The sequence below is a fragment of the Salinivibrio sp. MA427 genome, from assembly GCF_001996115.1.
In the GTDB taxonomy this organism is placed as follows: domain Bacteria; phylum Pseudomonadota; class Gammaproteobacteria; order Enterobacterales; family Vibrionaceae; genus Salinivibrio; species Salinivibrio costicola.
Map to the genome: position 1 here is coordinate 1 of NZ_MUFH01000013.1, position 26,237 is coordinate 26,237.

27 protein-coding genes, 1 tRNA gene and 1 pseudogene are annotated in these 26,237 nt (G+C 50.0%); 23 read left to right on the forward strand and 6 right to left on the reverse strand.

Features of this window, described 5'->3' with window-relative positions:
• Positions 1–344 precede the first annotated feature (344 nt).
• Both purL and glnB read left to right on the forward strand, forming a co-directional pair.
• A complete protein-coding gene (gene purL / locus BZG79_RS02560; RefSeq protein ID WP_077773667.1) occupies positions 345–4,235 on the forward strand; it encodes a phosphoribosylformylglycinamidine synthase in 3,891 nt (1,296 codons plus the stop codon).
• A 147-nt stretch (positions 4,236–4,382) separates the two neighbouring features.
• Positions 4,383–4,721, forward strand: a complete 339-nt coding sequence (glnB, locus tag BZG79_RS02565) for a nitrogen regulatory protein P-II (RefSeq protein ID WP_021023014.1) — start codon at positions 4,383–4,385, stop codon at positions 4,719–4,721.
• Between the two features lie 123 nt (positions 4,722–4,844).
• Here glnB and BZG79_RS02570 read toward each other — a convergent pair whose 3' ends face one another.
• The gene (locus tag BZG79_RS02570) at positions 4,845–5,462 is read right to left on the reverse strand and encodes a YitT family protein (RefSeq protein WP_077460281.1); all 618 of its coding nucleotides are present in this window, start codon (positions 5,460–5,462) and stop codon (positions 4,845–4,847) included.
• A gap of 552 nt (positions 5,463–6,014) precedes the next feature.
• Between BZG79_RS02570 and glyA the strand changes: the two genes are divergently transcribed.
• The 9 genes from glyA (at position 6,015) to BZG79_RS02615 (ending at position 13,391) form a co-directional block, all read left to right on the forward strand.
• Positions 6,015–7,265: a serine hydroxymethyltransferase gene (gene glyA / locus BZG79_RS02575; protein WP_077460282.1), complete on the forward strand. Its 1,251-nt coding sequence runs from the start codon at positions 6,015–6,017 to the stop codon at positions 7,263–7,265.
• A gap of 172 nt (positions 7,266–7,437) precedes the next feature.
• A complete protein-coding gene (nrdR, locus tag BZG79_RS02580; RefSeq protein WP_021023017.1) occupies positions 7,438–7,887 on the forward strand; it encodes a transcriptional regulator NrdR in 450 nt (149 codons plus the stop codon).
• Positions 7,884–9,014, forward strand: a complete 1,131-nt coding sequence (gene ribD, locus BZG79_RS02585) for a bifunctional diaminohydroxyphosphoribosylaminopyrimidine deaminase/5-amino-6-(5-phosphoribosylamino)uracil reductase RibD (RefSeq protein ID WP_077677140.1) — start codon at positions 7,884–7,886, stop codon at positions 9,012–9,014. Before nrdR ends, ribD begins: the two co-directional genes overlap by 4 nt.
• Positions 9,015–9,018: 4 nt before the next feature.
• Positions 9,019–9,681 carry a riboflavin synthase gene (locus BZG79_RS02590; RefSeq protein WP_077677139.1) on the forward strand — a complete coding sequence of 221 codons (663 nt, stop codon included), beginning with the start codon at positions 9,019–9,021 and terminating at the stop codon, positions 9,679–9,681.
• A gap of 10 nt (positions 9,682–9,691) precedes the next feature.
• Positions 9,692–10,801 carry a bifunctional 3,4-dihydroxy-2-butanone-4-phosphate synthase/GTP cyclohydrolase II gene (gene ribBA, locus BZG79_RS02595; protein WP_077460285.1) on the forward strand — a complete coding sequence of 370 codons (1,110 nt, stop codon included), beginning with the start codon at positions 9,692–9,694 and terminating at the stop codon, positions 10,799–10,801.
• Positions 10,802–10,923: 122 nt separating this feature from the next.
• Positions 10,924–11,394: a 6,7-dimethyl-8-ribityllumazine synthase gene (gene ribE, locus BZG79_RS02600; RefSeq protein ID WP_021023021.1), complete on the forward strand. Its 471-nt coding sequence runs from the start codon at positions 10,924–10,926 to the stop codon at positions 11,392–11,394.
• A complete protein-coding gene (gene nusB / locus BZG79_RS02605; RefSeq protein ID WP_021023022.1) occupies positions 11,394–11,858 on the forward strand; it encodes a transcription antitermination factor NusB in 465 nt (154 codons plus the stop codon). Before ribE ends, nusB begins: the two co-directional genes overlap by 1 nt.
• A 62-nt stretch (positions 11,859–11,920) precedes the next feature.
• Positions 11,921–12,910, forward strand: a complete 990-nt coding sequence (gene thiL / locus BZG79_RS02610; protein WP_021023023.1) for a thiamine-phosphate kinase — start codon at positions 11,921–11,923, stop codon at positions 12,908–12,910.
• Positions 12,897–13,391: a phosphatidylglycerophosphatase A gene (locus BZG79_RS02615; RefSeq protein WP_077773668.1), complete on the forward strand. Its 495-nt coding sequence runs from the start codon at positions 12,897–12,899 to the stop codon at positions 13,389–13,391. Before thiL ends, BZG79_RS02615 begins: the two co-directional genes overlap by 14 nt.
• A 34-nt stretch (positions 13,392–13,425) precedes the next feature.
• Here the strand turns inward: BZG79_RS02615 and BZG79_RS02620 are convergent.
• A tRNA-Arg gene (locus tag BZG79_RS02620) sits at positions 13,426–13,501 on the reverse strand.
• A gap of 50 nt (positions 13,502–13,551) precedes the next feature.
• Positions 13,552–14,685: a flagella assembly protein FlgT gene (locus BZG79_RS02625; protein ID WP_077773669.1), complete on the reverse strand. Its 1,134-nt coding sequence runs from the start codon at positions 14,683–14,685 to the stop codon at positions 13,552–13,554.
• A gap of 211 nt (positions 14,686–14,896) precedes the next feature.
• Here BZG79_RS02625 and BZG79_RS02630 point away from each other — a divergent pair, with 211 nt between their 5' ends.
• Both BZG79_RS02630 and BZG79_RS02635 read left to right on the forward strand, forming a co-directional pair.
• Positions 14,897–15,532, forward strand: a complete 636-nt coding sequence (locus tag BZG79_RS02630) for a FlgO family outer membrane protein (protein WP_021023026.1) — start codon at positions 14,897–14,899, stop codon at positions 15,530–15,532.
• A gap of 25 nt (positions 15,533–15,557) precedes the next feature.
• Positions 15,558–15,992: an LPP20 family lipoprotein gene (locus BZG79_RS02635; protein WP_021023027.1), complete on the forward strand. Its 435-nt coding sequence runs from the start codon at positions 15,558–15,560 to the stop codon at positions 15,990–15,992.
• Positions 15,993–16,202: 210 nt separating this feature from the next.
• On the opposite strand, the gene BZG79_RS02640 is transcribed toward BZG79_RS02635, so the two are convergent.
• From BZG79_RS02640 to flgA, 3 genes are all read right to left on the reverse strand, one after another.
• Complete coding sequence (locus BZG79_RS02640) at positions 16,203–16,637, reverse strand: flagellar protein FlgN (protein ID WP_021023028.1); 435 nt, start codon at positions 16,635–16,637, stop codon at positions 16,203–16,205.
• 15 nt (positions 16,638–16,652) lie between these two features.
• A complete protein-coding gene (gene flgM, locus BZG79_RS02645) occupies positions 16,653–16,976 on the reverse strand; it encodes a flagellar biosynthesis anti-sigma factor FlgM (protein WP_021023029.1) in 324 nt (107 codons plus the stop codon).
• An 88-nt stretch (positions 16,977–17,064) separates the two neighbouring features.
• Complete coding sequence (gene flgA, locus BZG79_RS02650; protein ID WP_077460291.1) at positions 17,065–17,757, reverse strand: flagellar basal body P-ring formation chaperone FlgA; 693 nt, start codon at positions 17,755–17,757, stop codon at positions 17,065–17,067.
• 123 nt (positions 17,758–17,880) lie between these two features.
• Here flgA and BZG79_RS02655 point away from each other — a divergent pair, with 123 nt between their 5' ends.
• The 10 genes and pseudogenes from BZG79_RS02655 to BZG79_RS02700 all read left to right on the forward strand — a co-directional run bounded on the left by BZG79_RS02655 (position 17,881) and on the right by BZG79_RS02700 (position 26,186).
• The gene (locus tag BZG79_RS02655) at positions 17,881–18,804 is read left to right on the forward strand and encodes a chemotaxis protein CheV (protein ID WP_077460292.1); all 924 of its coding nucleotides are present in this window, start codon (positions 17,881–17,883) and stop codon (positions 18,802–18,804) included.
• 26 nt (positions 18,805–18,830) lie between these two features.
• Positions 18,831–19,658, forward strand: a complete 828-nt coding sequence (locus BZG79_RS02660) for a protein-glutamate O-methyltransferase (RefSeq protein WP_077460293.1) — start codon at positions 18,831–18,833, stop codon at positions 19,656–19,658.
• Positions 19,659–19,844: 186 nt separating this feature from the next.
• Positions 19,845–20,240: a flagellar basal body rod protein FlgB gene (gene flgB, locus BZG79_RS02665; RefSeq protein ID WP_021023033.1), complete on the forward strand. Its 396-nt coding sequence runs from the start codon at positions 19,845–19,847 to the stop codon at positions 20,238–20,240.
• A gap of 3 nt (positions 20,241–20,243) precedes the next feature.
• Positions 20,244–20,657, forward strand: coding sequence for a flagellar basal body rod protein FlgC (flgC, locus tag BZG79_RS02670; RefSeq protein WP_021023034.1), 414 nt, complete (start codon positions 20,244–20,246; stop codon positions 20,655–20,657).
• Positions 20,658–20,671: 14 nt separating this feature from the next.
• Positions 20,672–21,415 carry a flagellar hook assembly protein FlgD gene (flgD, locus tag BZG79_RS02675; RefSeq protein ID WP_077773670.1) on the forward strand — a complete coding sequence of 248 codons (744 nt, stop codon included), beginning with the start codon at positions 20,672–20,674 and terminating at the stop codon, positions 21,413–21,415.
• 24 nt (positions 21,416–21,439) lie between these two features.
• Positions 21,440–22,753 (forward strand): flagellar hook protein FlgE, encoded by a 1,314-nt coding sequence (gene flgE / locus BZG79_RS02680; protein WP_077773671.1) that lies wholly within the window; start codon positions 21,440–21,442, stop codon positions 22,751–22,753.
• A gap of 169 nt (positions 22,754–22,922) precedes the next feature.
• Positions 22,923–23,672: a flagellar basal body rod protein FlgF gene (locus tag BZG79_RS02685; protein ID WP_077669108.1), complete on the forward strand. Its 750-nt coding sequence runs from the start codon at positions 22,923–22,925 to the stop codon at positions 23,670–23,672.
• 22 nt (positions 23,673–23,694) lie between these two features.
• Positions 23,695–24,250, forward strand: a pseudogene (locus tag BZG79_RS02690) (flagellar hook-basal body complex protein).
• An 81-nt stretch (positions 24,251–24,331) separates the two neighbouring features.
• Positions 24,332–25,072: a flagellar basal body L-ring protein FlgH gene (locus tag BZG79_RS02695; protein ID WP_108742894.1), complete on the forward strand. Its 741-nt coding sequence runs from the start codon at positions 24,332–24,334 to the stop codon at positions 25,070–25,072.
• 25 nt (positions 25,073–25,097) lie between these two features.
• Entirely contained in the window at positions 25,098–26,186 is a 1,089-nt protein-coding gene (locus tag BZG79_RS02700) for a flagellar basal body P-ring protein FlgI (protein ID WP_077576573.1), read from the forward strand.
• Positions 26,187–26,237: the final 51 nt, after the last annotated feature.

Sequence of the window (26,237 nt, forward strand, 5' to 3'; positions counted from 1 at the left end):
GTCATCCATGATTTCAGAGAAAAGTCACGCTGTATCAAAGGCTGTCGCTCGCAGTTGCTGGCTAGCGTGGTAGTGCTAGCGATGATCGATAGACGCCACATTCTACGTGAATAGGTTGGATACGGATAGAGGGAAAATTTTTTGCGCAAACGGTTGCGTCAGGTGTGTTGTCGCTAAGGATTTTGCCCTATAATGGCCGCCGTCTGCTTAAAAGGCCAGCGAAAACGCATTTTTGCGTGTTCAAACCACTGCGGTCAAGAGCGTGGTGATACCCAAGTTATCGTGCCAGGATGCGTCAATTTGGGTATACCCTTTCATTTACCGCTAACGAGAGACGTACGCACATGGATATTTTGCGTGGTTCCCCCGCACTGTCTGAGTTTCGTGTCAATAAACTACTGGCCAGCTGCCAAGCGCATCAGTTACCGGTCACGGCACTGTATGCTGAGTTTATTCATTTCGCTGATTTGCATCACCCTTTGGATAGCGCGAGTCGCGAGAAGCTCGAAAAGCTGCTGACTTACGGACCCACTTTACCGCCGCACGCACCTGAAGGGACGCTGTTTCTCGTTACGCCTCGTCCCGGCACCTTGTCGCCGTGGTCATCCAAGGCAACCGATATTGCCGATAATTGCGGGTTGGACGCGGTGAAACGTTTAGAGCGTGGTACCGCGTACTATATTCAACTCTCTGCGCCATTAACTGATGAGCAACACGCAACCTTAATCGGGTTGTTGCACGATCGGATGATGGAAACGGTATTTAGTGAGCTTGAGGCCGCTGAGGTGCTGTTTGAACAAGCGGAACCTGCGCCGATGCACAGCGTGGACATTCTCGTGGGTGGTCGAGCCGCTTTGACTGAGGCGAACCAAGTCTTAGGATTGGCTCTGGCAGAAGACGAAATTGACTATCTGGTTGAGAACTTTACCCAGCTGGGGCGTAACCCCAACGACATCGAACTGATGATGTTTGCGCAAGCCAACTCAGAGCATTGCCGCCACAAAATCTTTAACGCCGACTGGACCATTGATGGTGAAAAGCAGCCTAAATCGCTGTTTAAGATGATCAAAAACACCTATGAGCAAACCCCAGATAACGTGCTGTCGGCGTATAAAGACAACGCAGCCGTAATGACGGGCTCAAACGTTGGGCGCTTTTTCCCGACGCCAGAGAGCCACAGCTATCAGTATCACCATGAACCCGCCCATATTTTGATGAAGGTGGAAACCCACAACCACCCCACCGCGATTTCACCGTGGCCAGGGGCCGCGACCGGCTCTGGCGGTGAGATTCGTGACGAGGGTGCGACCGGTGTCGGCGGTAAACCCAAAGCAGGGTTGGTCGGTTTTTCCGTCTCTAATCTGAAAATCCCGGGCTTTATTCAGCCGTGGGAGCGAGACTATGGCAAGCCTGAGCGCATTGCCACTGCGCTCGATATTATGCTGGAAGGCCCGCTAGGCGGTGCGGCGTTTAATAACGAATTTGGCCGTCCTAACTTGCTGGGCTACTTCCGTACCTATGAGCAATCAGTGACCTCGCATGCCGGTGAGGAAGTGCGCGGCTATCACAAGCCGATCATGCTCGCAGGCGGAATGGGCAACATCCGCGATGGCCATGTGCAAAAAAGTGAGATTGACGTGGGGGCCAAACTGATTGTGTTAGGTGGCCCGGCGATGAACATCGGCCTTGGTGGCGGAGCAGCATCGTCGATGGCATCCGGCCAGTCGGCGGAAGACTTGGACTTTGCCTCGGTACAACGTGAGAATCCAGAAATGGAACGCCGTTGCCAAGAGGTGATTGATCGCTGCTGGCAGCTTGGCGAGGATAACCCAATTGCCTTTATCCACGATGTGGGCGCGGGTGGCCTTTCAAATGCGATGCCAGAGCTGGTTGATGATGGCGGCCGCGGCGGGTGTTTTAACTTACGTGATATTCCGAATGATGAGCCGGGAATGAGCCCGCTCGCCATTTGGTGTAACGAGTCACAAGAGCGTTACGTCTTGGCGGTCAAACCCGAAAACCTGGCACTTTTCGAAGCCTTGTGCGAGCGTGAACGCGCCCCGTACGCAGTCATTGGTGATGCCACCGACGCGCGTCACCTGTCGCTTGAAGATAGCCACTTCGGTAATAGCCCTATCGATATGCCGATGGATATTCTGCTGGGTAAAGCGCCCAAAATGCACCGTGACGTTACACGCCAACAAGTGACAGGTACCGCGCTAAACACCCAAGGCATTGAACTGGCACAAGCCTGCGAGCGTGTTTTACGCTTGCCAGCAGTGGCGGAGAAAACCTTCTTGATCACCATCGGCGACCGCTCGGTGACCGGATTGGTTGCGCGTGACCAAATGGTTGGCCCGTGGCAAGTGCCGGTGGCGAACTGTGCGGTGACGGCGGCCAGTTATGACAGTTATCACGGCGAAGCGATGGCGATGGGCGAACGTACCCCGGCCGCCTTGCTCGATTTTGCTGCCTCTGCCCGCATGGCAGTGGGTGAAGCGTTGACCAATATCGCCTGTGCCGATATTGGCAGTCTGACCAACATTAAACTGTCTGCCAACTGGATGTCCGCGGCGGGTCACCCGGGCGAAGGTGCTGGCTTGTACGAAGCGGTCAAAGCCGTGGGTGAGGAGCTGTGTCCTGAGCTATCACTGACCATTCCGGTGGGTAAAGATTCGATGTCGATGAAAACTCAGTGGCAGCAAGACGGTGAAAACAAAACGGTGACGGCACCGATGTCGCTGATCATCACCGCCTTTGGCCGCGTGGAAGATGTGCGTCGTACCGTGACCCCACAATTGCGTAGCGATAAAGGTGATAGCCACCTGATTGCGATTGATCTTGGTGAAGGCGCGCAGCGTCTGGGCGCAACCGCGCTGGCTCAGGTGTATCATCAATTGGGCGATAAGCCTGCCGATGTCACCAACAGCGCCCGCTTAAAAGGCTTTTTCAATGCGATGCAAACCTTGGTGGCAGAGCAAAAACTGCTGGCGTATCACGACCGAGCCGATGGCGGACTATTCGTTACCTTGGCTGAAATGGCCTTTGCCGGTCACACCGGTATTGACGTGGACATCGCCCGTTTAGGCGACGATGCCTTGTCGGTGTTGTTTAACGAAGAGCTGGGCGCGGTGATCCAAGTGGCGACGCAAGATCTCGAGCGTGTTAATGCGGTGTTGGATGAACATCAATTAACCGCATGCAGTCACCTGATTGGCGGCCTAAGTGATAGCGATGAGATTATCGTGCGTCACAGTGAGGCACCTGTCTATCAAGCCAGTCGCCAGCACTTACGTCAGGTTTGGGCTGAAACCACCTATCAAATGCAAGCGCGGCGCGATAATCCGGACTGCGCTCGTCAAGAGTTTGACGCCAAGCAGGCGGCCGATCCTGGGTTGCACGCCAGCCTGAACTTTGATGTGCACGAAGATATTGCTGCGCCATATATCGCGACCGGTCAACAACCGACCATGGCTATTTTGCGTGAGCAAGGCGTGAACTCGCATGTGGAAATGGCCGCCGCCTTCGATCGCGCTGGATTTAACGCCGTGGACGTTCATATGAGTGACATTCTCTCAGGACGCGTTAGTTTGGACGGTTTCCAAGGGCTGGTGGCCTGTGGCGGTTTCTCTTACGGTGACGTGTTAGGCGCTGGTGAAGGTTGGGCGAAATCCATTCTGTTTAATAGCCGTGCGCGCGACCAATTTAGTGCCTTCTTTGGCCGTGAAGACACGCTAGCACTTGGGGTGTGTAATGGCTGCCAGATGCTATCGAACCTGCATGAACTGATCCCAGGGGCTGCACACTGGCCACGATTTGTTCGCAATGAGTCCGAGCGCTTTGAAGCCCGCTTTAGCATGGTGGAAGTGCAATCAAGCCCATCCGCCTTTTTTGCCGGGATGGCAGGGTCACGGATGCCCATTGCGGTATCGCATGGTGAAGGACGGGTAGAAGTGCGCGATGCTGAGCACTTGGCGGCGATTGAGGCGTCAGGCACGGTGGCGCTGCGTTACACCGATAATCACGGCCAGCCAACACAAGCGTATCCTGCCAACCCGAATGGCTCACCAAATGGCATTACCGCGCTGACTACCGAGTCGGGCCGTGTGACCATTATGATGCCGCACCCTGAGCGGGTATTCCGTACTGTCGCTAACTCTTGGCACCCAGATGATTGGGGTGAAGATAGTGCGTGGATGCGGATGTTCCGCAACGCGCGGGTTACTCTAGGGTAAGCACCGTACCAATAAAGCCGCCACACTTTGGCGGCTTTTTGGTGATATGCGAGAATCGATGGATGATTTTTTATCCTGCTGCGATACAATTTCAGCTAAACAACTGATCCATCAGGACCGGCTGCGGCCAACGAGAAGGATAACGGAATGAAAAAAATTGAAGCCATCATCAAGCCATTCAAACTCGATGACGTACGCGAAGCGCTGGCAGACGTCGGGATTACAGGGATGACCGTCTCAGAGGTAAAGGGTTTTGGTCGTCAAAAAGGCCACACTGAACTATATCGTGGTGCCGAATACATGGTGGACTTTCTGCCTAAGGTGAAATTGGAGGTAGTGGTGTCTAACGATGTTGCTGAGCAATGTGTCGATACCATTATTGAGACCGCGCAAACCGGCAAAATTGGTGATGGTAAAATCTTTGTCTTTGACGTTGAGCGTGTGGTGCGTATCCGTACCGGCGAAGAAGACGAAGAAGCGATTTAATTTCACGGGTTAGACCAATACGGCAAGCAATAAAAAGCCAAGCGTAATGCTTGGCTTTATTGTATTTACGGTGTAGATACTGTATTCACGGTGTAGATAGCGTATGCTCGGTGTAGATACTGTCTACGCGCCACGATTGGCCGGATGCGCTTGATAGCGTCCCGGTTTGTGGTTCATCGCTAACACTAAATTGAGTACAATCGCACCGGCCACAGACCACATCAGCAGGTTCAGATCGATAAGGAAGAAAGATAACGCGAGAATGGTGCAGTCGATGCCCATTTGTAGCTTTCCTGCCGAGATCCCAAACTTGTCCTGACAATAGAGCACCAGTACGTTAAAACCGCCTAAGCTGGCATTATGGCGGAAAATCATCAACATACCGACGCCCATCAATAGTCCACCAATCACCGCACAGTAGGCGGGGGCCAGCCAAGTGATTTGAAAAAAGTAGGCAATATGATCAGCCATCACCGATACGGCGCCACCGGCAAGTAAACTGCGTAATGCAAATCGCGGACTCATACGAAACCAAGCCATTACATAAAACGGGCAATTGCAAAGAAAATACAAAGTACCGAACGATAGGTCGGTAAATTGGCTGACTAATAACGCCAGGCCTGTGGTACCCCCGGTTAAGAGTCCGGCCTGTTGCAAGAAAAATACTCCCTGGGCGACTAAAAACGCGCCCGAGGCGATAGCAATAATGTCTTCTTTAAAGCTGTGTTGATACTGGCTCACACGGCTTCTCCCTACTTAATTAGCGTGATAAAAACAAAAACGTGTTAGCAACAAAAGCCCCGCCAAAACCCAATAGGCTGGCGGTTAAAAAAGGTTAATGGGCACTGGCGACGAGTGCCTGCGGGTGCGGGCGCGCATTCTATCGCCAATGAGGCTTGGGAAACAGTCGACAACGTAAATAACCTGCGTCTTGATTGTCATTATTATGGTACTCCGCTGTAAAGTGTTTACAGTGGATAGCGTGCTGCTGCGCCGTGATACAAGCCAAAATAGCCGGGTTTTGAATAAAAAAATCATCCCCCAGGCTACCTGATTGAAGGGAATTTTTGTAGAATAGCAAACGCAGTCATGGCGGTAACGAAAACGTTTGCGTAAGTAGGCCTAACGTTTGATGTTGCCTTGGCTTAATCGCTTTGATTCGCAGGTGAAAGCGATTAAGCCAGGGCGTGATCTAAAACATCACACCGAGACTAATTGTTGCTAGGTGGCCTATCGGATCCTAGCGTTCGCTTTATGGGTGATTGCCCGCCAATGTTAAGTCAGGAGAGACCAATGCTAAAGCGTGACATGAATATCGCGGATTATGACCCAGCGCTGTTTGCGGCGATGGAAGAAGAAAGTACGCGTCAAGAAGAACACATTGAACTGATTGCGTCAGAAAACTATACCAGCCCGCGCGTGATGGAAGCGCAAGGCTCTCAACTGACCAATAAATACGCGGAAGGCTACCCTGGTAAACGGTATTACGGCGGCTGTGAATACGTGGATAAAGCCGAAGCCTTGGCGATTGAGCGTGCTTGTCAACTCTTTGGCTGTGAGTATGCCAATGTTCAGCCGCACTCTGGCTCACAGGCGAATAGCGCGGTCTACATGGCGCTACTAAACCCAGGTGATACGGTACTGGGTATGAGCTTGGCGCATGGTGGTCACTTAACCCATGGTTCGCCAGTTAACTTTTCCGGCAAGCATTATCATGTGATCCCTTACGGTATCGATGAAGCCGGTAAAATCGATTACGAGCAAATGGAGCAGCTTGCACTCGAGCATAAGCCAAAAATGATCATTGGCGGGTTTTCTGCATACTCACAAGTGGTTGATTGGAAACGCATGCGTGAGATTGCAGATAAAGTCGGGGCTTGGTTCTTGGTGGATATGGCACACGTGGCTGGCTTAATTGCCGCTGGTGTTTATCCCGATCCACTGCCTTACGCACATGTGGTCACGACGACGACGCACAAAACCCTTGCAGGTCCGCGTGGTGGTTTGATCTTATCAAACGCCGGTGAAGATATTTATAAAAAGCTCAACTCTGCGGTGTTCCCTGGCGGCCAAGGCGGCCCATTGATGCACGTGATTGCGGGTAAAGCCGTCGCGTTTAAAGAGGCGATGGAGCCAGAGTTCAAAGCCTATCAAGCGCGCGTGATTGATAACGCACGTGCGATGGTGAAAGGGTTCCAAGCTCGCGGTTATAAAATTGTATCGGATTCCACTGACAACCACCTGTTGTTGGTGGATTTAATTGATAAAGACATTACTGGGAAAGAAGCCGATGCCGCGTTAGGTGCCGCTAACATCACAGTAAACAAAAACAGTGTACCGAACGATCCACGTAGCCCGTTTGTCACCTCCGGTATTCGTGTGGGGACGCCAGCGATTACACGTCGTGGCTTTACCGAGCAAGACGCCGAACAACTCGCGCATTGGATGTGTGATGTGCTTGATAACATCAACAATGAGCAAGTGATTGCAGAGACCAAAGAGAAGGTCCAAGCCATCTGCCGTCGTTTGCCGGTATATGCTTAATAAAGCAATACAGATTATCTAAAAAGATGGGCGCCTATGGGCGCCTTTTTTATATTTATCTGAGAACGAAGTCTAGTTGAGACACAAAACCCGTACTCCGTCTCCTTAGAGAGGCTTTTTCATCCTCGCAAATCGGTTACACTAGCAGGACAATATTGAGGAGACGACGCGCATGCACTGTCCATTCTGTGGTGCTACCGACACCAAAGTGATCGATTCTCGACTCGTGGCTGATGGCCATCAAGTTCGCCGTCGTCGCCAGTGTTTGGCGTGCGCTGAGCGATATACGACGTTTGAAACAGCGGAATTAGTCATGCCACGGGTGATCAAAACCAACGGTAATCGAGAGCCCTTTGACGAAGATAAATTGCGGGGCGGTATTCAACGTGCGTTGGAGAAGCGTCCTGTCAGTACGGATGATATCGAAAAGTCGATAAATAGCATTAAGTCGCGTTTGCGAGCGACGGGTGAGCGAGAAATAGGATCAGCCATGGTTGGCAACTTGGTCATGGAAGCACTGAAGGAGCTTGATAAGGTGGCTTATATCCGTTTTGCCTCTGTTTACCATAGCTTTGAAGATATTCGCGAATTTGGTGAAGAGATTGCACGGTTACAAAAATGACAACTAGCCACCAAGATCAAACGATGATGGCGCGCGCATTAGCGCTTGCGGCCCAAGGTCGCTTTACCACCACGCCTAACCCCAATGTCGGCTGTGTGATTGCTCACGGTGATGACATTGTGGGCGAGGGGTTTCACATTGCTCCAGGTGGTCCACACGCCGAAGTTCACGCCTTAAAAGCAGCGGGGGAGCGCGCGGTGGGCGCGACGGCTTATGTCACCTTAGAGCCTTGCTCTCATTATGGTCGCACGCCGCCGTGTTGTGATGCGTTGGTTGCCGCCAAGGTCACGCGTGTTGTCTGTGCGATGCAAGACCCTAATCCTAAAGTGGCAGGGCGCGGTCTCGCGCGGTTACAACAAGCCGGTATTGAGGTCGTAGTTGGTGTGATGGCTGAGCAGGCCAAAGCGCTGAATCCTGGTTTTATTAAACGTATGCAAACCCAGATGCCCTATGTTCAGCTCAAACTGGCGGGCAGTCTTGATGGGCGCACCGCCTTGGCAAATGGGCAAAGTAAATGGATCACGGGTGAACCAGCGCGCGCCGATGTGCAGACATTTCGCGCCCAAGCGAGCGCTATTTTATCGACCAGCGCCACGGTATTAGCCGATAACCCCAGCCTAAATATACGTCGTAGCCAGCTTGCAACTGAGATCCTCGACCATTACCCGCAATCAGTACTGCGCCAGCCGACGCGCGTGATCTTGGATAAACATAATAAAACGTCACCTGAAGCGACCGTCTATCAGCTTGAGGGCGAGGTGATCCGAATTGTCGATATGCCAAGTAGTCAGATATGGCCGGATAACGTCCACGAATGGGTCATGCCCGACGCTTCGCTCAGCGCTATCCTTCACGCATTGGCACAACATGATATCGATAAGGTTTGGGTAGAAGCAGGCGCGAGGCTGGCGAATCAGTTATTAACTGAGTCGTTAGTGGATGAGCTGATTGTTTATCAAGCGCCGGTATTGCTGGGGGCAGATAGCCGCCCGCTGATTGCTTTAGACGGGTTGCAACGTATGGATGACGCACCGCGTTTTCATTTTAATCAAGTGACGCCTATCGGTGACGATGTTCGCCTAATCGCAACGCTCTCGGAGCATGCGGTCATCACGCAAGAGTATTAATACGATGTTTACTGGAATTATCGAAGCGGTGGGCCGAATTCAAAAGCTGACTCGCCGTGGCCAAGACATGACCCTCACCATAGAGAGTGGTGCCCTCGACCTCTCGGATGTCAAACTGGGCGACAGCATCGCCACCAATGGGGTGTGTTTAACCGTGGTTGCATTGACCGCAACCGGTTATAGCGCCGATGTATCGTCAGAAACGCTGGCGCGTTCATCACTCGGGATCTTGTCTGTTGGCGATAACGTCAACCTGGAAAAGGCGATGTTGCCGACTACGCGTTTTGGCGGACACATGGTCTCTGGGCATGTGGATGGCCTAGGGGAAGTGACGTCAGTGAGTCAAACGGGACGTGCATGGGAGTACTGGATTGCATTACCGCCTGAACTTGCCAAGTATGTGGCGTTGAAAGGATCGATTACCGTCGATGGGATTAGCCTGACGGTGAACGACGTCAATGGCAGTGCGTTTAAGCTCACTATCGTACCGCATACGGCTGAACAAACGACAATTCAGCACTTTGCTTCGGGGCGTAAGGTGAACATTGAAGTCGATGTCATCGCCCGTTACCTTGAGCGATTGATGCTCGGAGACAAAGCGGCTGAACCGACACAATCAACGGGCGTGAGTCTTGAAACGCTCGCCCGTTCCGGTTTTTTGAAATAAGGAATCCAAGATGGCAATTAGTAGCGCCCAAGAAATCATTGATGATATCCGCCAAGGTAAGATGGTGGTATTGATGGATGACGAAGATCGCGAAAATGAAGGCGACTTGATCATTGCAGCAGAAGCCATTACGCCAGAAGCGATCAATTTTATGGCGACCCACGGGCGTGGTTTGATTTGTTTAACGCTGACTCAACAGCGCTGTCTGCAACTTGGATTGCCCTTGATGGTGTCAGATAACAATGCGCAGTTTTCCACCGCCTTTACTGTCTCAATTGAAGCGGCCGAAGGCGTGACCACTGGCATTTCGGCGGCCGACCGCGCGCGCACCGTGCAAGCGGCGGTGGCGTCAGATGCCAAAGCCGCCGACTTAGTACAGCCTGGGCATGTTTTTCCGCTCATGGCGCAAGAGGGCGGTGTACTGACTCGCGCAGGTCATACAGAAGCGGGCTGTGATCTGGCGCGCCTAGGCGGTTTTAACCCTTCCTCGGTGATTGTTGAGATCTTAAATGAAGACGGCACCATGGCGCGTCGTCCTGACTTAGAAGTGTTTTGTGACAAGCATGGTATTAAACTTGGCACCATTGCCGATCTAATTGAGTATCGTAATTTAAACGAAACGACCATCGAGCGTGTTGCTGCCTGTACTCTGCCGACCGAATTTGGTGAGTTTGATCTGGTAACCTACCGGGATACCATTGATAACCAAATTCATTACGCGATGCGTAAAGGCGAGATTAGCACCGATCCGACATTGGTAAGGGTTCATCTGCAAGATACGTTTACCGATTTACTTCGCTCCGATCGTACTGCTGAGCGCAGCTGGGGGCTGACTCGTGCGATGAAGCGCATCAGTGAAGAAGGCGGTGTGTTGGTTATTTTGGGGAAAGAAGAGACGCCTGATTCCATTATCAGTAAAGTCAAAGCGTTTGAAGCGCAAGATAAAGGTGAGAAACCAGCAGGTGCCAAATGGCAGGGCACGTCACGCCGAGTCGGAATTGGATCACAAATATTAGCCGATCTGGGCGTGAAACAAATGCGTTTGCTCTCTTCATCGACAAAGCGTTATCACGCCCTGTCAGGCTTTGGCCTGAACGTGGTTGAATACGTGACCGAATAAATACTGAGAGAAGCGATGAGGCTCGGGCGCGTTTCCCAAGACACTGAGCATGGTGTCAATGGTAAAAAGTATGCTAGAATCGCGCGGTTTCTCATTCCGGAAAGCAAGTCACAGGAAGGCTCATGAACGTAATCGAAGGTGCATTTGCCGCGCCCAATGCGCAGGTTGCTATTGTTATCTCTCGCTTTAATAGCTTTATTAATGAGAGTTTGCTAGATGGTGCGGTTGACGCACTGAAGCGCCAAGGCCAAGTCAACGACGATAATATTACCGTGGTCCGTTGTCCCGGTGCTTACGAGTTGCCTGTGGTGACCCAAAAGTTGGCGAAAAGCGGTCGTTATGATGCGATTGTCGCGCTAGGCTCAGTGATCCGCGGCGGCACACCGCATTTTGACTATGTTGCCGGAGAATGTAACAAAGGGTTGGCACAAGTAGCTCTGGAGTATGAAACCCCAGTTGCTTTTGGTGTGCTGACGGTAGACACCATTGAGCAAGCGATCGAACGCGCAGGTACCAAGGCTGGTAATAAAGGGGCAGAGGCTGCACTGAGCGCGCTTGAAATGGTGAATGTTCTGTCCCAGATTGAATCCTAATGGGGGTTAAAGTGAAACCAGCCGCACGGCGTAATGCTCGCCAATTTGCATTGCAAGCCATTTACACATGGCAAATCGCAAAAGGGAATGTCGCTGATATTGAAGCGCAGTTTTTGGCCGCAGATAAATACGAAGAAGAAGATGAGCACCAGAAAACAGAGCCACTTCTTCGCGATCCGGAAACAGATGTTGCGTATTTTCGTACGCTGTTCAGTGGTGTTGCGCTCAGCCATCAAGAACTTGATAGCAAGATGCGTCCGTATTTGTCTCGTCCATTACAAGATCTTGACGACATGGAGCACGCCTTATTGCGTCTTGCGATGTATGAGCTGATCAAATGCGATGATGTCCCTTATAAAGTGGTCATCAATGAAGCCATTGAGTTGGCTAAACGCTTTGGTGCGGAAGACAGCCATAAATTCGTTAATGGTGTCTTGGATAAAGCGTATCCTCGGTTACGTTAATCCCTCCTTACTAGGCCAGCCATGCTGGCCTTTTTATTGATCTAATCCGATAAATAGTTTTTATGACGCGCAACGAATTTGATTTGATTCGCGATTATTTCGCACGTCAACCGGTTAACCGTCGAGATGTCGCCCTAGGCATTGGCGATGATTGTGCGATCACTGAGGTGCCAGACGGCTGCCAACTCGTGGTCACCACAGATACGTTAGTCGAGGGCACGCATTTTCTTCCTTCCGCCAAGGCATCCGACGTTGCTCACAAAGCCTTAGCCTCTAACTTAAGTGATCTTGCCGCAATGGGTGCGATGCCAGCTTGGTGCTCGCTCGCTCTAACCTTGCCCGATTCTGATGAAGCCTGGGTGGCCGGTTTTTGTCAGGGGTTTTCTGCTTTGGCTGAACACTTTCAGGTTCAGTTAATCGGGGGCGATACCACGCGAGGTCCAAGAAGCATTACCATGACGTTGCATGGCCACGTGCCTAAAGGGCAGGCACTGACGCGTTCAGGCGCCAAACCTGGCGACTGGATCTATGTCACGGGATCGCTAGGTGAAAGCCAGGCAGGGCTTGCTTATGTGCTTGGCAAACCCATCGTTGATGAGGCGCGTGCTAATCGCTTGATTAACCATCATTATCGCGCTCAACCGCGCGTAGCTGCCGGGCAGGCACTGCGGGGCATTGCTTCGGCTGCTATCGATATCTCTGATGGTTTGTATGCAGATTTAACCCATATTCTCCAAGCCAGTGATGTCGGGGCGCAAATTGAGGTCACACGGCTGCCGATTTCTGAACGTTTACTCGCAGAGGTTGATAGCGAAACAGCCGCACAAAAAATGGCTCTGACGAGTGGCGAGGAATATGAACTTTGCTTTACTGTCCCAGAAATGCATCGTGGCACACTTGATACAGCATTAAAACACAGTGGCACTAAGGTGCAGCGTATTGGTCAAATTAATGGCCACCGTGCGCTTGAGTTAGTTTCACAAGGTCAGCCACTTGATTGGACGCTGACAGGTTGGGATCATTTTAAGGAGTCAAATTGTGACGGATCCTAAACACCGTTTATCGTTGGCTAATCCTATCCACTTATTGGCGCTCGGGTTTGGCGGTGGCTTATCGCCGATAATGCCCGGCACAGTCGGTACGTTAGTTGCGATTCCGTTTTATTGGGCGCTGGTCACTTTTGGTGGGGTTGTTGGGCTTTGGATCGCCATTATTGTTGGCGGAATCGCAGGGGTTGCGATCTGTGGGCGTGCGTCTAAAGACATGCAAGTCCATGATCATGGTGCGATTGTTTGGGATGAGTTTGTCGGCTTCTGGTTGACGATGGCGCTTGTCCCCACAACAGATTGGAAAACGGTATTGGCTGGCTTTATTTTATTCCGCCTTTTCGATATGGCGAAGCCTTGGCCAATCAGCTGGTTAGACAAACATGTTCATGGTGGTATCGGCATCATGGTGGATGATATTCTCGCCGGGGTGATGGCGATGCTAAGCTTGTGGCTCTTAACGACCTACATGCCTACGCTTTTTTAGCATGACTCATTCAGTATTAATCATGCATTAAGGATGGCGCTCCCACAGGGACTCGAACCCCGATCGATCGCTTAGGAGGCGACTGCTCTATCCTGTTGAGCTATGAGAGCGTGCGGCCATTATACGTAAAAACAGGCGCGATTTAAGCGCCTGTTTTCATTTAGTTAAGCCCTTTGGTCACTATGTCGCCAATTTGAATGCTGCCGGTTAAGGTTTGAGGCTGAATCACAGCTTCAGCACTACTCTCATACACGCGAGCCACGGTCAGGGTGATACCGCTTTTGCGGCGCTGAGTGCGTACAATCCCTAAATCATCAGTGAAAGAAGCGACATGCCATAGGTTTAATTGWTCACCTTGCTGCACACCATTCACACGGCCTACATTAATTTGCGCAATATTGTCATTTAATGACACTATTTTAGGCTTACTGGCACGGCAAGCCAGTGAAGACTCGAGATCCAACAAAATATTTCGGCTCATCCGGCGCGCCATCTGCCCATAGGGTGATTGCCAAAACCGTGCCGTTTGCGTATCGACTTGGCTGTGTCGCTCAAACGGCCATTGCGCGATATCACGATAGCGGCGTTGGAAGATCACTTCCCCGCTCTCACTGTCCATCGCTTGTACATTGACCGCTAATTGTCGATTATTTTTAGCTTTGCCGAAGCCACTATCATCCGTGGTGGCAGATAAGTCGGTGATCGCACCTGTCACAACAAACTGCGCGTCTTTGTCGTCCGCCAGCATGGTAATCGCGTTTGGCATATTGGGTGATACATCAACATTGGCGATCCCGCGTCCCACAAAACTTTGTGCATGCTGTTTAACTTCACGGCTCAACAGAACTGAAAAGTCATCACCGAATTGATAGATCCCACCTAACGCTGCCTGCTGTGGCGACATAATGGGGAAACGGGTTAACACTATGCCTTTTTTATACTGGGTTTTGTGGCAAGCGTTTGCCGAGGGGTAGATATCTAGCCGCAGGTTAACCACATAATTGCCACCTTGCGTGCCTTCCTCCAGCACTTGCACCTCGCGCACCGCGTTACCGCTAAAGAGATAGTCAGGTTTTACTTGTGTATAAAAACGTTTGAGCTGCTGAAGGCTCCCCACATCGGCACCCGCAAAACGAATGGCGTCAAAAGTTGCCGCTTCGAGTGCGCGCACGCGCGCCGCTTGCTGGCTTTCGAGTATAGGGGAACTGGCGGATACCTCATACCAGGCAGCGTGCGTGAACGGAGTGACAACAAAGCTAACAACCAGTGTTAACCGCGCCAAAAGGGTTTTCATAGTCAAGATCTCACTTAGTGGGTACGGAAATTGCTTTAACTTTATTAACGCGTAGGGTAACGGCCTACCAATAAGATGACGCAAAGACGCTGATGCAAGTTGTGTTCCTAAATGAGAATGAGCAATCTAAGGTAAAGGTTTGACGACATTGACCGATACACTAAATAACACACTTGTCTCACATCGATGACTGAGCGCGGAGCATGATACGATGAAAAAGTGGATAGTGGCGATAGTAGCGCTATTGGTAACGGGCTGTGCTTATACGCCTATTTATAACGGTAAAGAGCCGTATTCAGGCAGTGAGTTTTTTCTTAAGCAGCGGCCACGCCACACACTCGACTATTTTTTAAATAGCATGGCGGATGAACTTTTAGCGACCAACGCTTATTTGACGGCACGCACACCGCTGGCCGTGACTTCGTTTGTCGATCTGCAAAATATGGGCGAAACAAACTGGTTAGGAAACACTGTCACTGAAGGGTTGATTTACCAGATGCAAAGCCGTGGTTTTACGGTGGTAGACTTTAAGTCAACGGGCGCTATTCGGGTCACAGAAGAAGGTGATTTCACGATCAGCCGTGACTGGAAGGAGCTCGATCCTGAGCAGCAAATCGACTATGTATTAACAGGCACCATGCTGCGTCAAGGCGGTGGGGTGCTCGTCAATGCGCGTGTCATCGGTATGGAGTCGCGTGTGGTTGTCGCCTCAGCGCAAGGGTTTTTACCCGCGGACCGGATTGGCCGTGATATCGATAGCTTGTACAAGGTGCGTAAACGTGATGGTGTGATCATTCGCGACGATCAAAACCGCATGAAACGTGAAACCGTCGTACTAAAGCCTTAGCACAGGAAAAGAGTAAGGTAGATAAATGTTTAAAAGACATGGATTACTTTTCGCCGCATTATTGATGCTCTCTGCATGTCAGCCTCTTACCAGAATGAAAGAAGAAAGCATTATTTCGGCGGTTGGCATGGCCTCGATCAGCGCCCAACAAGGTGCGACCCAAGAAGACAAAGAAACACGGGCGATGCGCGCGTCTAAAGTGGACGCCTACAAAGAGTTGAGCGAGCAAGTTTATGGATTGCGGATAAGCAGCCGTGCGAGCGTTAACGATCAAAGTCTAGGTCGTGACAGCACGCAAGGCGCCGTCGATGGCATTATTCGCGGCGCCGAAGTGGTGGCGAGTTACAAAGTTGGTGATAGTTACGTCACAGAGCTCGAACTGAACCTAGATACAATGCAAAAAATGAAACGCTATGGTGAGTCACAGCAGGTGCCAACCAACAACTCTATTATCTTCTAATGGCGCTGTCTGATTTTCCAATAATATGTGCGTGAACCACGACAATAAGGCGGGCCAAGTGCTCGCTTTTTTAGTTGGCTGATTGATTGTGATTAAAAACGACCGTTGCTTAATCTGTTTTTCGCGTTGGGACGGTTGAAGCTTTAATAGATGGCAAATATTTGACGCGCAGGCTTAGAGAGGGGGTGAGGGGAAGGTGGACAGCGCTTTTTAGGCTTTGATGTTAGTGCCGAGTGTTTTTCTCCCTGATGCATTGCCGTCTTGGTTGTAAGTCAGCTCTGATTTGCCACCGCTTTCTTGGAACAAGTTGCGCAGACGATGAATGCTTAAGCTGGCTCGTTGCAATGCAACGCCGTTGGTTTCGTTTTGTTGTTTACAGGTGGACAAACACGTTTGGATCGCGCTGATGTGTTCACGCATGGTTTCGTCATGATGGAGTGAATCACGTTCAGAGTGACGACTGATTTGCGCATCATTTCGCTGGATTTCATTGATTAACGCTTGTTTTTCTTTCGCGATGGTTTCGATATCATCCGATACACGGCTCGCGATGATACTGGCTTCTTGTTCAAGGAGCGTTTGCAGCGCTTGAACACACTCACGCTGTTGCTCGACAAGCGTCATTAAAGGCGCAGTAGGACTCATAACCACTCCGTCAGCTTAGCTTTCGTTTAGATCATTCTCAAAGCGCATCATGTTGGCAGCCAGCTTGTCAGCATCCACTCTATACGAACCGTTAGCAATCGCTTGCTTGATTTGCTCAACCTTCGCACTATCAAAGTGGGGCTCGGCGGCCATTTCTTGATTCATTTTGTCGATCTTCTGGCTTTGTTGGCTTAATGAAACAGCATCGTCTTGAGATTTCACTCCCTGCTGTTCACGGACCGCGCCGCCTTGTGTCTCTTGTGTTTTGGTCTGGTTACTGGTGTTTCGTGTGGTGGTCAGCGCTTGCTGGTTACCACGTAGTTGATCAATACTCGCCATAACATTGCCTTACTGTCAGTCGCTTTTGAGTCCGTCGCTCAGCATATCGGCACATTTTGCAGTTACTTTAGCATTGAGACGTAAAAAGTCAGAAATTAACCGTTACTTCGCCGACCGCTGAGATTGTAGCATCGACGAGACGTTTAGATTTGTTGTTCTTGACTTTTATTTGCTCACCTAGCGCTCCATCACTTAATGCCGTGCCTTTTGCAACAATATTGAGTCCGTTTCCTTGTGCAGTGATTAAAACGTCATCATTTCGACACACCGCACAGACATCACTACTGCTAATCGGTTCGCCCATCCCCACCGTCCGTTTGACTTTGGAACCAATCAAGCGGGCGGGCTGAGTATAGGTTCTACCGCGTTGAAACCGACTATTTACCATTTGAATGGCAAGATCATTTGAAGCAATAGTCATGCCACGATTAAGAGGCCGCTTCGCCACGACCGAGGGTGTCATCAGCTCAATCTTAACCGGAATGTACACTTGCCAGTTGTCTTGATCACAAGACACCATCACAGTAACCGACGTATTAAGCTGTTGTCGTCCAGGCACATCGGTATCCAAAGGAACAGGGCAGTCTGTTAGACGCATGCGAGAATCCAGATTACCTGCTGTAATATCGATTTTGCCGTTTTTGGGCACAGAAATAATGTCTGCAACATGTTTTTCTGCTGCATCTTGTACCGCTTCAATTTGACTTACTGTTGCAGCGGCTATACTTAGGCTAAAGCTTGCGAGCAAAGTGACGCTAAATAAGCGTAATATCTTGGACATAGTTCCAAACCATCGGTAGCGGACAAAGAAGAAATTTCCCTTCTTTCTCGAGAGTCATGTGATTACCCACTATGATTACCATGCTACTCTACAAAAAAAATGGGGCAATATGGAGTTTATCTTATGACAGGTGGTGTTCTTGATTCGGTCAACCAACGTACGCAGTTGGTGGGGCAGAACCGCTTAGAGTTGTTGACTTTCCGCCTGATGAGAAACCAACGCTTTGGCATTAATGTCTTTAAAGTCAAAGAGGTCTTGCAGTGTCCGCGATTGACGGCGATGGCGAATTTGCATCCTCTTGTCAAAGGCGTGGCCCATATTCGAGGTCAAACGATCTCTGTCATTGATATGAGCCTTGCAACGGGTGGACCAGCTATTCCCGATCCTGAAAATCGATTTGTGATCATTTCAGAGTTCAACCGATCCATGCAAGGATTTTTGGTGGGTTCTGTTGAGCGCATTGTTAATATGAATTGGGAAAAAATACTGCCCCCGCCACAGGGAACGGGCCGCTCGCATTATCTGACAGCCGTCACTGAAATTGATAATGAGCTGGTTGAAGTGCTTGATGTCGAAAAAATCCTCAACGAAATCGCCCCAGTGAATGAGGAAATCAGCGAAGAAGTCTTGTCAAAACGTGAAGAGCGAGAGGAAAGCGCGCCTAGTCAAGTTTTGGTAGCGGATGATTCCAGTGTCGCGCGTCGACAAGTGAAACGTGCTGTAGAAAGTGTCGGCTATGACGTTATCCTCGTGCAAGATGGCAAAGAAGCGCTCGATAAGCTGAAAGAAATGGCCGCAGAGGGGAGTATCTATAGCCAGTTAGCCTTGGTGATATCCGATATCGAAATGCCTGAAATGGATGGGTACACGCTCACAACTGAGATTAGAAAAGATTCGAGTCTTAAAGATCTTCATGTAGTATTGCACTCATCACTAAGTGGGGTTTTTAACGAGGCGATGGTTCAGCGCGTCGGAGCCAACTCGTTTATCGCTAAGTTCGATCCAGATGAGCTGGGATCTACCGTCCTTGAAGCGGTTAAGTCGTAACGTAACCAGAGCGATTGAGTGAATTAATGACAAATGTAGCAATCAGTGATCAAGAATATCGAGACTTCTGTAGGCATCTCGAGTCCAAGTGTGGGATCGTACTCGGAGACAGTAAACAGTATCTGGTGCGTAGCCGCCTGAGCCCACTTGTGAATAAATTTGGCTTGGCGTCACTGTCGGAGCTGGTTAAGTCGGTCATCACTGGACGAAATCGTGAATTAGCTGTCGCGGCCATTGATGCGATGACGACCAACGAGACGCTATGGTTTCGTGATACCTATCCGTATGAAGTCTTGGCACACCGTTTACTTCCAGAGCTGGCGAAAGCACGTAAACCAATCAAAATTTGGTCGTCAGCCAGTTCATCGGGGCAAGAGCCTTATTCGATTGCCATGACGGTCGCAGAAACACAGCAGCGAAAACCTGGGATGCTGAGCAGTGTCAGTATTACCGCGACAGATATTTCCACGTCGATGTTAGAGGCGTGTCGGCAGGGCATCTACGACAACTTAGCGTTGGGCCGCGGTTTATCTCCAGAGCGTCGCCGCACTTTTTTTGAAGATGTGGGTGACGGCAAAATGCGGATCAAAGACAATATCAAGCGAATGGTGACTTTCCGTCCGCAAAACCTGATGGAAAGCTACAGTTTGCTGGGCAAGTTCGACATTATTTTCTGTCGTAATGTCTTGATTTACTTTTCTCCGGATATGAAAGCCAAGGTGCTTAATCAAATGGCAGGGGCGCTCAACCCCGGTGGGTATCTTATTCTCGGGGCGTCGGAGTCACTCACTGGTTTAACCGATAAGTTTGAGATGATCCGTTGTAATCCAGGCATCATCTACAAGTTAAAATAGTATTTTAAAAAGCGGCACAGTGTTTGCCGCTTTTTTGTTTAACACCTGCCTCCTCGCTGCATTATGTCGAAGTATGAGTGCTTCGAACCCGCGTCCTACCTAGTGTTCACTTCAAAAAACAGTGCTAAATCGAAACTTGGCACTTTGTTTGCTTTATTCTATTCAGTAAGAATTCGGAGGTTGTCCATGGCGATTACATTTGACAATGCATTGGGTGTGCACCAGCACACCGTTGGCGTAAGAGGAAAGCGGGCAGAGACCTTGTCTAGCAATATCGCTAATGCCAACACGCCAGGCTACAAAGCGCAAGATATTGACTTTCAACGCGCGCTCAAGGCGGCAAGCTCCGAGGCAAGTATTGGCCTAAGTCGCACCAATGAGCGGCACATCGCTGCCTCTAGCCGGGTGACCGGAGAGAAAAAGTACCGTGTCCCATCACAGCCGGATACGGGCGATGGTAATACGGTTGATGCGCAGCTAGAAAAGAATTTGTTCATGCAGAACGCACTGGAATACCAGGCCTCACTCGATTTTCTTGGCTCTAAGTTCAAGAATATGAAGAAGGCATTGAATGGGAAATAATCGATGAGTTTGTTTAATATTTTTAACGTGTCGGGATCGGCCATGAGCGCCGAATCAGTACGATTGAACACCACATCAAGCAACCTGGCCAATGCCAATTCGGTGAGTAGCTCTGCTGAAGAGACATACCGAGCACGGCATCCGATTTTCTCTGCGGAGCTTAATCGCTTTAAGCAGCAGGGCGAAAGTGTGCCGGTCAACATTGATGGTATTGTCGAGAGCCAGAAACCATTACGCGCGGAATATAACCCCAACCATCCGATGTCGAATGACGAGGGGTATATTTTTAAACCGAACGTGAATGTGATGGAAGAGATGGCGAACATGATTTCTGCGTCGCGATCTTACCAAACCAATGTTCAGGTGGCCGATGCGAGTAAACAAATGCTGATGCGTACGCTTCAGATGGGTCAGTAATGTAGGAGGCGAAGATGGCCGGAATTGACGGTACAGGTTCAAGTAACGGACTGTCCTACATTGACCAGCTAAAGGCGCAGCAAGAGAAAAAACTGCAAGAGAAGCAAGACTCGACCACGGGTAAGCAAGCACTCGAACAGGAAGACTTTCTCAAATTGCTCACCAAGCAGCTGTCACAGCAGGATCCGTCCAAACCTGTCGATAACGACAAGATGATCTCGCAGATGGCGTCGTTTGCCACGGTAGAGGGCATCGGCAAAATGAACAAGCAGTTTGATACGTTCAATGAGTCGATTACGTCCAACCAGGCATTACAAGCGTCATCGTTAGTAGGGCGTGACGTGCTAGTTCCCGGCTCCACCGGTGTGAAAGGTGAGACGGGCGGTGTCGCGGGCATGGTGAAGCTGCCTCAAGCGCTAGATAATGTCAGTGTTCGAATTGAGAACGAACAAGGACAACTATTGAGAACGTTCAGTATGGGTGCCAAACCACCAGGTGATCATCGCGTCGAGTGGGATGGGATGGATGRCAACGGCAATCCTATGCCGGAGGGCACTTACAAGCTCAAGGTGAGTGGCATGGTTGATGGACAGACACAAGAGTTTGATGTGTCCACCTATGCCAATGTGAACAGTGTTTTGTTGGGGAATGGTGGTGGCAATGTGATGTTAAATATTGCTGGCTTTTCCTCACCGATGAAACTGGCTGAAGTGCTAGAGGTCGGTAACGCCGACGTCGGTAATGTGACGAAAGGCTGACCGATTTATTAGGAGTGAAAAGCAATGGGTTTTAATATTGCGTTAAGTGGCCTTGGTGCGGCCCAGAAAGACATGAACACCACCAGTAACAACATTTCTAATGCCAATACCTATGGCTTTAAGGAATCTCGCGCAGAGTTTGGTGATGTGTATTCGACGTCGATCTTCTCAAACTCGAAGACTACCAACGGCACAGGTGTTCAAACATCGACCGTGGCGCAGCAATTCCACGAAGGCTCGAGTATTTATACCAATAATCCGCTCGATTTGCGGATTAGCGGCAATGGCTTCTTCGGTGTGTCAAATGACAAGCTGCAAAACAATGATTACCATTTAACCCGCAACGGTGCTTTCCACCTTGATAAAAATAACGACATTATCAATTCCGAAGGTCAGTACTTGCTTGGTTACAACGTCGATCCTGATACCCAGCAGGTCTCTTCTTATGAGCCTCAGTCTCTTAATGTACCGGATCAGTTTGGTCAGCCTCGTGCGTCACAAAATGTTGATATTGGTTTGAACTTACCAGCCGGCGGTGCACCAAAAGATCCGAATCAGTTTAATTTTGAAGATCCTGAAACCTACAACAAGCAAACTTCTGCGACGGTTTATGATTCGCTCGGTCAGCCGTACAAGTTGTCGACATATTATGTGAAAGGTAACGATACGGCCAATCCCAATAGCTGGTCTGTGTTTTACACCATGACGGATCCTGAAGGTGAAAAGCCGGTGAATATCCAAGGTGGCAATTCAACTAATGCCACTGGACAGGTTGGTCACACCATCGACTTTAACTCAGATGGTTCAGTGAACAATATTAATGGCGGTAATCCGATCGTGACCGATGCCTTGGGCCCAACAGGCGCTGGATTAGAGATGAACGGTGCCAACGGTGATCAGCAGCTCACGCTCAACTTTGATAACCCGACTCAGTATGCCGCACCGTTTGAGATGCGAAAATTCACTGATGATGGAGCGACGACGGGCTATCTGACTAAGGTCGACATTGATCCAAAAGGAACCATTATGGCGACCTACAGTAATGGTGAAAACGTCGCATTAGGTCGGGTTGGTATGGTGCGAGTCGCCAACCAGCAAGGCTTAGCACAGGTGGGTAACACCCAGTGGGATATCACCCAAGACTCGGGCGATCCCATTTTTGGTGAGGCGATGCAAGGCGCATTTGGTCAAGTGAAAAGCGGGACCATTGAGCAATCTAATATCGATATGACTCAAGAGCTGGTCGATTTGATCACCGCGCAACGTAATTTCCAAGCGAACTCGCGAGCGCTGGAAGTGAGTAACCAGATGCAACAGAATATCTTGCAAATCCGTTAAGCTCGCTTTTATTGCCGCCTGCCTATCAGGCGGCAAGTCCTCGCCTTCGTTTACTGCTTTTATCTCCCCTTTCTTGATTTTCTCTTTCTATCTTTCTGAAAAACATGCATTTAATTAATGGCACGCTCCTTGCTTTGTTACCTACAGAACGATTGTGGAGGCAACCAATATGGATCGCGCGTTATACCTCGCCATGAGTGGCGCTAAGCAAGATATGCAGGCAATGCAGTTGCGCGCCAACAACCTAGCTAATGTCAGTACCACGGGATTCCGAGCTGATCTTGAGCAGTCACGCTCTATGCAAGCTTACGGTGAGGGGTTACCAAGCCGAGTTTTTAATATGACTGAGCGACCTGGTTATAGCTTCGAGCAAGGCTCCACCATCACAACCGGCCGTAATCTTGATGTGGCCGTTCAAGGTGAAGGCTGGATGTCGGTATTAGACAGCCAAGGCCAAGAAGGCTACACCCGTGCCGGTCACTTGAAAGTGGATCAAACTGGGTTACTTCAGAACAGTAACGGCAATCTCATTTTGGGTGAAAATGGCGGGCCGATCTTTATTCCTTTGCCGGCGGCAAGAATTGAAGTCGGAAAAGAGGGGGGCGTCTCGGTATTGCCCCAGGGGGCGCCGCCTGATGCTATGGAAATGGTGGATAGAATTAAACTCGTTCGCCCAGATAACCAAGACCTTTTCAAAGATAAAAATGGGGTATTTAAGCCCAAAGAACCTGGCACCGTATTTCCAGCGGATGCAGGTGTGACGTTACAAACGGGAGCTTTAGAGGGCAGTAACGTTAACGCAGTGGGTGAAATGACGGGGCTGATTGACTTGCAACGTCACTTTGAAATGCAAGTGAAGTTAATGAAAACCACAGAAAAAATGGACGAGTCGTCTTCATCGTTATTGCGGCTTGGCTAAGGTTTATTAAGAGGAAGTAATTATGCATCCAGCATTATGGGTCAGCAAAACCGGACTTGATGCGCAGCAAACTAATATTTCGACGATTTCGAATAACCTAGCCAACGCATCGACGGTCGGTTTTAAAAAGTCACGCGCGGTATTTGAAGATCTTTTTTATCAAAACATTAATCAACCGGGCGGCCAATCATCTCAGAACACAGAGCTGCCGAGTGGTTTGATGTTGGGGGCAGGGTGTGACCGTCGGCACGGATGGCGAAGTCTCTGTCCGTTTGCGCGGTCAGCAAGAAAACCAAGTCTTGGGTCAAATCACGACGGTGGATTTTATTAACCCAGGTGGTTTGGAGCCGGTTGGTCAGAATATCTACCTACCCACAGGCGCCAGTGGTGATCCGCAAGAAGGCGTACCAGGCCTGAATGGGTTTGGCGAAGTAAAACAATCGATGCTCGAAACTTCAAACGTCAATGTGACCGAAGAACTGGTCAATATGATCGAAGCCCAACGTGTTTATGAGATGAACTCTAAAGTTATCTCATCCGTTGACCAGATGCTCAGTTACGTAAATCAACAGTTATAAGCATGGTGAAGGTATAAGGGGGCAATGATGACGGTGCAACGTGGATTAATATCGGGCCTTTTCTTTGCCACGCTCCTAGGGATGGGCGGTTGTTCATTGCCGGGACAGCAAGATACAGGCAGTGATCTTGACCAAGCCACCTCGACCACGGATGCGGTTGAAGGCGATACAACACCGGAAGGTGAGGGCTTGATTGGTTTGTTACGTCAACGTGAAGATCCCAAAGCTGACGATCCGTCTTGGTCTCCGATTCGCCCGCAACAGCCTCCGGAGCACTATGCAACGGCGACAGGATCTTTGTTTAATACCAGCCAACAGCGTGATTTATATAATGGCTCAAAACCCAGTGGACTTGGGGATATCGTGACGGTCATGCTTGAGGAAAACACTCAGGCTCAAAAAAGTGCGAGCTCCGATTTGGCCAAGTCAAACGACTTGAGCATGGATCCTCTGTCCTTAGGAGGGGAAGAAATCACCATTGGCGAGCGCACCTTGTCGTATGAAGTGAGCAATGATAATTCATCAACGGGTTCTTCATCGGCAGATCAAAGTAATAGTCTGCAAGGCTCTATTTCGGTACAAGTGATTAATGTGTTGGCCAATGGCAACTTAATGGTGCGCGGCGAAAAATGGTTAACGCTGAACTCAGGCGATGAATACATTCGCTTGAGCGGTACCATTCGACCCGCCGATATTGGTCCGGATAACACCATTGCTTCAACCCGTATATCCAATGCCAGAATTCAATATTCCGGTACCGGCGAGCGACAAGATACCCAAGAACAAGGCTGGTTGGCACGATTCTTTAATGTCACCTTGTAGCCCTATATTGTGACGGAGAGTTGACGTGAAAAAGTGGTTGTTATCGATAGTCTTGCTGGTTGTAGCCACACCAAGTCTTGCGGCTCGAATAAAAGACGTTGCCGAGGTTGCTGGGGTCAGGAGTAACACGTTGACGGGCTATGGTTTAGTGGTCGGTTTGCCGGGGACAGGTGAAAGCACTGATTTTACTGACCAAAGTTTTAAGTCGATGCTAAATAACTTTGGTATCGAACTTCCTACTGATACAACCCCTCAATCAGACAATATCGCCGCAGTCGCAGTGACCGCAGACCTCCCTGCGTTTGCCAAACAGGGTCAAAAACTTGACGTGACTGTGTCATCGATTGGCTCGGCGGAAAGTTTAAGAGGGGGAACCTTGCTCCAAACCTTTCTGAAAGGGCTGGATGGCAACGTCTATGCCACCGCACAAGGCAACTTAATTGTCGGTGGGTTTAGTGCCACGGGGGCCGATGGCTCACAACTGGTGGGGAATACCCCTACTGTGGGGCGAATCACGAACGGTGCCTCGGTCGAGCGCGAAGTGCCGAATCCATTTGGTCGAGGTGATCACCTTACCTTTAATCTTTTTCAATCCGACTTTACCACCGCTCAACGTATGGCGGATGCGATTAACCGCTTTCTAGGACCATCAACAGCGTCTGCGATGGATGCTACGTCGGTGCGTGTCAGAGCGCCACGTGATGTGAGCCAGCGGGTCGCGTTTTTATCCACCTTAGAAAATATTGAATTTCAACCTGGAGATGGTGCGGCTAAAATCATCGTCAATTCTCGTACGGGCACCATTGTGGTGGGACAAAATGTGCGCCTTCGTCCAGCTGCAATTACGCATGGCGGCATGACCGTCTCGATTCAAGAAGACTTTAATGTCGATCAACCTAATCCATTAGGCGGTGGCGAAGCGGTAGTCACACCGGATACCGAGATTAATGTGACAGAAGAAGAAGGCCGCATGTTCCATTTTAAACCAGGCGTGACCTTGGACGATTTAGTTCGCGCAGTCAATGGCGTGGGGGCAGCCCCCTCAGACTTGATGGCCATTTTGCAAGCGCTAAAACAAGCCGGGGCCATCGATGGCCAGTTGATAGTCATATAAGGGACAGCAATGAAATCTCCTGTTGATAGTCAATTTGTACACGATATTAGC